We start from the raw sequence: 7,896 nt of genomic DNA, 5'->3' as shown, positions 1-7,896 counted from the left end.
CAAGGCGCTGCACATTGCCGACCGGGGCTATGTGCTCGAAAACGGCCATGTGGTGCTGGAAGACACCGGCGCCAACCTGCTCACCAACCCCGAGGTGCGCAAAGCCTACCTGGGCGCCTGAGCGCCCGGCAAGTGCGTGCTGGCAAGGCAGTGCCTTGCTTTGCCAGCACGCTGCAAATATTCAATTTTGATAGCTGCTCGCGCGCACCAGCACTGGACCAGAGCCTGATTTAATCCTCAGAAAAGATGAAAAAACAAGGGACTATCGTGCGCTGGGACGCATCGCGCGGCTTTGGTTTCATCCGCAGTCCCAGCACTTCAGCAGACGTTTTCTTCCATGTGCGCGATTTTCGCGGTGCGCCCGAGCCGACCGAGCGCATGGCCGTCGATTACGAAGAAATCCATGTCGGCGGCAAAGGCCCCCGGGCCATGGCGGTACGTCCCCGTGCAGACGGGTACAGCGCACCGATGCCCTATGCACCCCGGCATGTGGGTGCAGCCCCTACCGCGCGCCAGCACCCCAGCCCGCAACGCCCCGCCCCGCAGCGCACTGGCACACGCGGAGGCCGCGCCCCTGCGCAGGCACCCGGGCCAGCCCGTGGCCACGCCTTGGCCATGCTGCTGGTGCTGGTCTGGCTGGGCCTGGTTGGCTGGGGGCTGTGGAGCGCGCGCCTGCCGCTGTGGTCTGCGGGCGCCTTGCTGGGCCTGCAACTGGTGACAGTGTGGACATATGCCCGCGACAAAAACGCCGCACGCGCACGCGCCTGGCGCACCAGCGAAAACCAGCTGCACCTGCTGTCGCTGCTGGGCGGCTGGCCCGCCGCTTGGTGGGCACAGCAAAACCTGCGCCACAAAACCAGCAAATCCTCGTTCCGCACGGTGTATTGGCTCACCATCGGGCTGCACTGCGGCGCACTGGTGCTGTGGCTATGGCACGGCCCTGAAAAACTATTATTTTGATAGCTGCTATCGCTCACCCATATTGGCCTAGAGGCTGATTTGATTCCTAAAAATACAGTGCACCATCCCGCGCTGGGTGGCGCCTAGAAGCTTTCCCATTCGTCGCTGTTCACCTTGGCAGGCTGGTGGGAAACAGGTGCCGCAGGCTTTTTGGCAGCCAAAGCGGTTCTTGCGCCGGACGGTGCCAAGGGGTGCAGCGGTGGGGCCTTTGCCGGGGTGAATCCGCTGCCCGCTGGCAGGGCATTGCGGGGTGCCTGGGTGGAGTCGAGCTTGAACACTTCCACCGCCCCCACCAGGGCCTGCGCCTGCTGGCTCAGGCTGCTGGCCGCAGCGGCCATTTCTTCCACCAGGGCTGCGTTTTGCTGGGTGACCTGGTCCATTTGCGTAACGGCCTCGCCCACCTGGGACACGCCCGTGCTTTGCTCGCTGCTGGCGGCACTGATCTCGCCCATGATGTCGGTCACGCGGCGGATGGCGCCCACCACTTCGGTCATGGTGGAGCCCGCCTTGTCCACCAGCTGGGTGCCCTCTTCCACCCGCTCCACGCTGGCGGAGATCAGGGCCTTGATCTCCTTGGCAGCGTCGGCGCTGCGCTGGGCCAGGTTGCGCACTTCGCCCGCCACCACCGCAAAACCACGGCCTTGTTCGCCAGCGCGGGCCGCCTCCACGGCAGCGTTCAGGGCCAGGATGTTGGTTTGGAACGCAATGCCATCAATGACGGTGATGATGTCGGCAATCTTCTGGCTGCTGTCGTTGATGCCCTTCATGGTGGTGATGACCTCGGCCACCACGTCACCGCCCTGCGCGGCCACGGCAGATGCGCTGACCGCCAGTTGATTGGCCTGGCGCGCGTTGTCGGCGTTTTGCTTGACGGTGGAGCTGAGTTCCTCCATCGACGCAGAGGTTTCCTGCAACGCGCTGGCCTGCTGCTCGGTGCGCATCGACAGGTCGTTGTTGCCGGAGGCAATCTCGGCGCTGGCCGAGGCCACGCCCTGCGCGTTGTCCCGCACGCCTGACACCACATGCGCCAGGTTGTCGCGCATGGTGGTCAGGCCGGTGAGCAGGTGGGCGATTTCGTCGCGCCCCTGGACATAGATGGACACGGTGAGGTCGCCGCGCGCCACGGAATCGGTAATGTCCACGGCATTGCCCAGCTGGCGCGAAATCTGGCGCACCATGGAGCCGCCCACCAGCACGGCCAACAACAGGCCCAGCACCACTGCGCCGGCGGTAAGCACCCAGATGGTTTGGTACGTGGCGGCAGCCTGGTCGTAGCCCATCCGGGCCTGGTCGAGTTGCACCTGTATGAGCCGCCCCAGCACGTCTTGCAGCGGGTCCATTGCCGGGTACAGCTCGCTGGCGGCAAAGGTGGTCAAAGCGGCCATATCGCCAGATTTGAAATGCCCTATCAGCTTCTCAGTGGCTGCATCTGCCGTGGCCTGTAGCGGCTTTAACTGCTCCACCAGCCGGCTCTCTTCGGGCACCAGCTTCGTCGCCAGGTACGCGCTCCAGTGGGTCTCGATCAACTTGCGTGCATCCGCTACCGACTGCAGGCCCTGCGCGGCGGTCATGCCCCCATCGCGCACCTTGTGAGCGGCATCTACCACGTTGACCGCATACATGTCGGCCACGATCTTGATTTGCTTGAGGGGAATCACCCGGTCTTCGTACACCGATTTGAGCCCGGCATTGGACTGCCCCATGCCCAGCAGACCGATGCCCCCGACAAGCAAAACCAGGCAGCACAGCACGGCCAGAAGTCCCGTCAGGCGGGTGGATATTTTCAGGTTGCTCATGGGAATCTTCTTTGAAAAATCCAGGGCTTTCGTGACAACGGCAGGCCCTGTGTGGGAGGGTTTCTTCTTCAAGGGTGGGAGCGATGCAGCCGCGCGCGCCGATGGCGCACAAGCACCCCCCGTCTGGGACAGCGAGCGGGGGCAGAAGAGTTTTTTTTCATGGCGCCACCTTTTGCAATTTTTACCAAAGTTATCATATTTTAATGATAAAAATGATTTTATGTAAAAATTTGCTGAGGCATCCATCTCTCTGAAAAATGCGCCGCCATGGGCATTGCGCCCCACCGGCGTTGACGCGAATTTGATGGGCTGGCCCCCAAGCTTTTCTGAATCTTGACGGGCCTTTGCCTAGAGTGAAGCTCTCTAAACCACAGGCGCTCCCTGCTGCGCGCCAGTCCCATGAAGCCACTCGCCATCCTCCAGCACGAGCCCACGCAAGGCCCAGGTTTCCTGTGTGAATACCTGCACCGCCATGGCATTGCCTTTCGCATTTTTCACCCGGCCCAAGGGCAGGAAAGCCCCCTCCAGGCACGCGACTTCAGTGGTGTTGTGGTGCTCGGCAGCGACCACAGCGTCAATGACGACTGCCCGTGGATCAGCGCCGAGTTGCAGTTGCTTCGTGGTGCCCTGGCCAGCGACATACCGGTGCTGGGCCATTGCTTTGGCGCACAGTTGCTGGCGCGTGCCATGGGCGCGCGGGTATGGCGCAATGCCTGCCCCAACATTGGTTGGAGCCGCGTCTGGATCACCCCCACCGCCCAGGGTGCGTTGGGGCACAAAACGCAGGCCACGCTGTTCAACTGGCACTACGACACCTTTGAGATTCCACGGGGGGCAGCACGCACCATGTACGGCAAGCACTGCCTGAACAAAGGCTTCGTGAAGGGCCGCCATTGGGGATTTCAAGGCCACCTGGAAGTGACCGAAGCCAGCGTGCGCGCCTGGTGCCGACAAGGCCGCCAGGAACTGTCATGCGCCCAAGGCCCTGCGGTGCAGACCGAGGCCCAAATGCTGCAATCGCTGCCCCAGCGCACCCAGGAGCTGCATGCCGTGGCCAGCGCAGCCTATGGCACCTGGGCGCAAGGGCTGGTGCGGCCTTGCGCCGTGGCGGTGCGCACGCGCATGTAGCAGTTCAGCGGCTGCGCCCGGCGGGTCACTCGGTGCTGGCGGGCCAGCCCACGCGGCCCTGGCCCTGGTCGTTGATGCGCTGCACAAAGGCGTCGGCCTGTGCGGCGGGCAGGCGCAATTGCAGCGTGACCAGGGAGGCGTGCTGCACGTCCAGCAGCTGCGCGCCTGCGGCCTCGATCTCGCGGCGCAGCAGGCCCTCCAGGGCGTAAGGCACCAGGCAGTGCAGCATGGTCATGCGCTGCAAGGGCACTTTGCTGGCGCCCAGCAGGGCCTGGGCCACGCAGTCGGTATAGGCGCGCACCAGTCCGCCCGCGCCCAGCTTGACACCGCCAAAGTAACGCACCACGGTGGCCTGCACGCCCTCCAGGTCGTGGTGGCGCAGCACGTCCAGCATGGGGCGCCCGGCGGTGCCACCGGGCTCGCCGTCGTCCACCGCCGCCGACTGCCCGCCCGCCAGCAGTGCCCAGCAGATGTGCGCCGCGCCCGGGTGCTGCTGCCACAGCGCATCGACCTGGGCCTGCGCGCTGGCGCGGTCGGGCATAGGCTGGATGCAGCCAATAAAGCGGCTTTTCTTGATGGTGAGGTCGCTGTGGACGGGTGCAGAAAGGGTGAAGGCCATGTTTTATAGGATAAATCAGGCACTGGCCTGGTGCTGGCGCGCCCCCACACCAAAGGAACAACCGCCCCCATCCGGCTATAACACACCATTACAGACACTACACTTCGACATCAATTTAGCCACGCCGCCACGACTGCCGTCACGGGCACGACTCCCATGCTGATACACCCCAGTCACCAGCCTGCAGCCAGCCAATCCTTGCGTGCCATGGGCGCACTTTTTGTGCTGCTTTTGATGGTGAGCCTGCTGCCCTCACTGCCCGGAACCCAGGGCGTGGCGCACTACCTGCCGCTGCACATGGCGCTGGAAACGCTGGCCATCGTGGTAGCGGCACTCACCTTTGGCGTGGTCTGGAGCGTGCGCCACGAGCGCTTGCCGCACAACGCGCTGCTGCTGGCCTGCGGCTTCATGGGCGTGGGCCTGCTGGATTTTTCGCACATGCTGTCTTATGACGGCATGCCCACCTTCATCACCCCCAGCTCCCCGGAAAAAGCCATCAACTTCTGGCTGGCTGCACGCCTGCTGGGAGCGCTGACGCTGGTGGCTGTGGCCTGGCTGCCCTGGAGCACCAGCGCCTCTCGGCGCTACGCCCTGGGGCTGCTGGCCACCGTGCTGGCGGTGGTGGCTGCGGTGCACGGGCTGATTCTGTACGCCCCAGACCTGCTGCCGCGCACCTTTGTGCCCGGCCAGGGGCTCACCCCGTTGAAAATCACTTTTGAGTACGTGCTGATGGCCCTGTACCTGGTGGCCGCCGCACTGCTGCTGTGGCACATGCGCCAAGAGCGCCGCTTTAACGCGGCGGGCCTGTTTGCAGCGGCCTGCGCCATGGCACAAAGCGAGTTCTTCTTCACCCGCTACACCGGCGTGACCGACATCTACAACCTGCTGGGCCACTTCTACAAAGTGCTGGCCTACACCTACCTGTACCGCGCCACCTTTGTCGAAACCGTGCAACAGCCCTACGCCCTGCTGCACTCCTCCCAAATGCAGTTGCAGGCCACGCTGGACGCCCTGCCCGACCCGATGCTGGAACTGGACGACGAAGGCCGCCACCTGGATGTCCGCACCGGCCACACCAGCAGCCTGGTCACCCCCAGCAACGTGATGCTGGGCAAGACCGTCTATGAAGTTCTGCCCGCCGAACACGCTGGCACCACCATGCAGGCCCTGGCCGAAGCACGCGACACCGGCATCTCGCGTGGGCGCGTGATTGCCTTGCAGGTGCCCGACGGCAAGCGCTGGTTTGAGCTGTCGGTAGCGCGCAAAAACACCCTTCCGGGCCAGGGCCAGCGCTACGTAGTCATCTCGCGCGACATCACCCAGCGCCTGGAGAGCGACGAGGCCATGCGCAAGCTCTCGCAGGCCGTCTCGCAAAGCCCCCTGCCCTTCGTCATCACCGACCTGCAAGCGCGCATTGAATTCGTCAACGATGCGTTTTTGCACACCTGCGGATACACCGCTGCCGAGGTGCTGGGGCAAAACCCGCGCATCCTGCAATCGGGCAAAACGCCCCCCGCCGTCTACCGCAACATGTGGGCCCAGCTGTGCCAGGGCAAGCCCTGGCAGGGCGAGCTGACCAACCGCAGCAAAAGCGGGCGCGAGTTCGTCGAATCGGTGCTGATCTACCCCGTGCGCAATACGGAAGGCGTGGTCACCAACTACCTGGCCCACAAAGAAGACGTGACCGAGCGCAAACAGGCCGCCGCACGCATACAGCAGCTCTCGCACTACGACCAGCTCACGGGCCTGCCCAACCGCATTCTGCTGGGCAAACATTTCCAGTACGCCATCAGCCAGGACAGCGCCATGGCCGTGCTCTGGATAGACCTCGACCGCTTCAAAGACGTCAACGACTCGCTGGGCCACAACGCGGGCGACTTGCTGTTGTTGGAAATCTCCCAGCGCCTGCGTTCCCACCTGCAAAACCACGACGCGCTCTCGCGCCACTCGGGCGATGATTTTGTCGCGCTGCTGCCCCACAGCGACCAAAGCCAGGCGGCCAAGGTCTGCGCCAAACTGCTGGAGGTGCTGGCACGCCCCATGCTGGTGGCGGGGCAAGAGATTTTTGTCACCGCCTCCATCGGCATCGCCATCGCGCCCAACGACGGCGAGCACCTGGACGCCCTGCTCAAAAATGCCGAAACCGCCATGTACCGCGTCAAGGAAGAAGGGCGCAACGGCTACCGCTTCTTCACCTCCGAAATGCAGGCGCACTCGGCGCGCGCACTGGCCTTGAGCAACGCCCTCAAACAGGCCGTACACCGGGGCGAGCTGCACCTGGTGTACCAGCCCCAGGTCTTGCTGCGCGATGGCAGCGTGGTCGGCGCCGAGGCCCTGCTGCGCTGGACGCATCCGCAGTGGGGCTTTGTCTCGCCCGCTGAGTTCATCCCGCTGGCCGAGGCCAACGGCCTGATCGTGCCCATCGGTGAGTGGGTGCTGCACACGGCGCTGTGCCAACTGCGCGCCTGGCTGGATGCGGGCCTGCCCATGATGACCATGGCCGTCAACCTCTCGGCGGTGCAGTTTGCCCAGCCCGGCCTGCCTGACATGGTGGGCCGCCTGCTGGCGCAAACCGGCGTTCCGCCCGAGGGCCTGGAACTGGAACTGACCGAAGCCGTGGCCATGAAAGAGCCCGAAATCGCTGCCCAGAAAATGCAGGAGCTGCGCGCCCAAGGCATTCGTTTGTCGATAGACGACTTTGGCACCGGCTACTCGTCGCTGAGCTACCTCAAGCGCTTCAAGATCAACAAGCTCAAGATCGACCAGTCTTTTGTGCGCGACATCAGCACCGACCCCGACGACCAGGCCATTGCCACCGCCATCGTGCAAATGGCCCGCAGCCTGGGCATGAGCACCATTGCCGAGGGCGTGGAAACCGCCGAGCAACTGGCCTTTTTGCACGCCCGGGGCTGCGACGAGGTGCAGGGCTACCACTTCAGCCGCCCGCTGCTGCCCGCGCTGTTCGACAGCTTCGTGCGCGACAACCTGGAGCAGCAGGCGGCCAAAGCCCGTCAAGCGCACCAGGAAGCCGAAGAATTTGCTATATAAAGCATAGCTTCCAGCGCTTATCCCATAAGCCCTGGAGGCCAAAAATACCAGAATTTCTACCCCCACCGCAGCCACTACAAGGAGACACCCGGCATGCACCTTCCAGCGTCCTATCTGCAAAAACGCACCTCGGCCAGCGACGCCATGCGCCACGTGCGCAACGGCGACTCCATCATCGTGCCCACGGGTGTGGGCGAGCCGCCCACGCTGCTGACCGCACTGTCCGAGCAGCGCCGCAATTTTCAGGACGTCAAGGTGGCGCAGATTCTGGCCGTGCGCAAATACGGCTATTTCGACCCCGAAACGGCCCACCACGTGCGCCACGTAGCCCTGTTCTTAGGCCCG

6 protein-coding genes and 2 pseudogenes are annotated in these 7,896 nt (G+C 64.0%); 6 read left to right on the top strand and 2 right to left on the bottom strand.

What is annotated here, in order from left to right:
- Together PHX69_RS13875 and PHX69_RS13870 are read left to right on the top strand one after the other, a co-directional pair.
- Positions 1 to 121, top strand: a pseudogene (locus PHX69_RS13875) (branched-chain amino acid ABC transporter ATP-binding protein); the annotation flags it as partial.
- Positions 122 to 246: 125 nt separating this feature from the next.
- On the top strand, positions 247 to 960 hold the full coding sequence (locus PHX69_RS13870; protein ID WP_288044431.1) for a DUF1294 domain-containing protein: 714 nt from the start codon (positions 247 to 249) through the stop codon (positions 958 to 960).
- An 83-nt stretch (positions 961 to 1,043) separates the two neighbouring features.
- On the opposite strand, the gene PHX69_RS13865 is transcribed toward PHX69_RS13870, so the two are convergent.
- Complete coding sequence (locus PHX69_RS13865; RefSeq protein WP_288044429.1) at positions 1,044 to 2,756, bottom strand: methyl-accepting chemotaxis protein; 1,713 nt, start codon at positions 2,754 to 2,756, stop codon at positions 1,044 to 1,046.
- On the opposite strand from PHX69_RS13865, the gene PHX69_RS13860 reads away from it, so the two are divergent.
- Both PHX69_RS13860 and PHX69_RS13855 read left to right on the top strand, forming a co-directional pair.
- The gene (locus PHX69_RS13860; RefSeq protein ID WP_288044427.1) at positions 2,755 to 2,982 is read left to right on the top strand and encodes a hypothetical protein; all 228 of its coding nucleotides are present in this window, start codon (positions 2,755 to 2,757) and stop codon (positions 2,980 to 2,982) included. The genes PHX69_RS13865 and PHX69_RS13860 overlap by 2 nt on opposite strands.
- A 173-nt stretch (positions 2,983 to 3,155) precedes the next feature.
- Entirely contained in the window at positions 3,156 to 3,884 is a 729-nt protein-coding gene (locus PHX69_RS13855; protein ID WP_119014575.1) for a type 1 glutamine amidotransferase, read from the top strand.
- 25 nt (positions 3,885 to 3,909) lie between these two features.
- On the opposite strand, the gene PHX69_RS13850 is transcribed toward PHX69_RS13855, so the two are convergent.
- Positions 3,910 to 4,503 carry an IMPACT family protein gene (locus PHX69_RS13850; protein ID WP_288044425.1) on the bottom strand — a complete coding sequence of 198 codons (594 nt, stop codon included), beginning with the start codon at positions 4,501 to 4,503 and terminating at the stop codon, positions 3,910 to 3,912.
- A 207-nt stretch (positions 4,504 to 4,710) separates the two neighbouring features.
- Here PHX69_RS13850 and PHX69_RS13845 point away from each other — a divergent pair, with 207 nt between their 5' ends.
- On the top strand, positions 4,711 to 7,551 hold the full coding sequence (locus PHX69_RS13845) for a bifunctional diguanylate cyclase/phosphodiesterase (protein WP_288044418.1): 2,841 nt from the start codon (positions 4,711 to 4,713) through the stop codon (positions 7,549 to 7,551).
- Positions 7,552 to 7,644: 93 nt separating this feature from the next.
- Positions 7,645 to 7,896, top strand: a pseudogene (locus tag PHX69_RS13840) (4-hydroxybutyrate CoA-transferase); the annotation flags it as partial.

Origin of the sequence: Simplicispira sp., assembly GCF_028687295.1 — a bacterium.
GTDB lineage: Bacteria > Pseudomonadota > Gammaproteobacteria > Burkholderiales > Burkholderiaceae_C > Simplicispira > Simplicispira metamorpha.
The sequence above is the reverse complement of the archived record's forward strand: the minus strand, read 5'-3'. Positions and strand labels throughout refer to the sequence as shown.

Excerpts from the sequence above, each read along its gene's own strand:
- PHX69_RS13870 (WP_288044431.1), top strand. The coding sequence starts at position 247 with ATGAAAAAACAAGGGACTATCGTGCGCTGGGACGCATCGCGCGGCTTT.
- PHX69_RS13860 (WP_288044427.1), top strand. The coding sequence starts at position 2,755 with ATGGGAATCTTCTTTGAAAAATCCAGGGCTTTCGTGACAACGGCAGGC.
- PHX69_RS13865 (WP_288044429.1), bottom strand. The coding sequence starts at position 2,756 with ATGAGCAACCTGAAAATATCCACCCGCCTGACGGGACTTCTGGCCGTG.
- PHX69_RS13855 (WP_119014575.1), top strand. The coding sequence starts at position 3,156 with ATGAAGCCACTCGCCATCCTCCAGCACGAGCCCACGCAAGGCCCAGGT.
- PHX69_RS13850 (WP_288044425.1), bottom strand. The coding sequence starts at position 4,503 with ATGGCCTTCACCCTTTCTGCACCCGTCCACAGCGACCTCACCATCAAG.
- PHX69_RS13845 (WP_288044418.1), top strand. The coding sequence starts at position 4,711 with ATGGGCGCACTTTTTGTGCTGCTTTTGATGGTGAGCCTGCTGCCCTCA.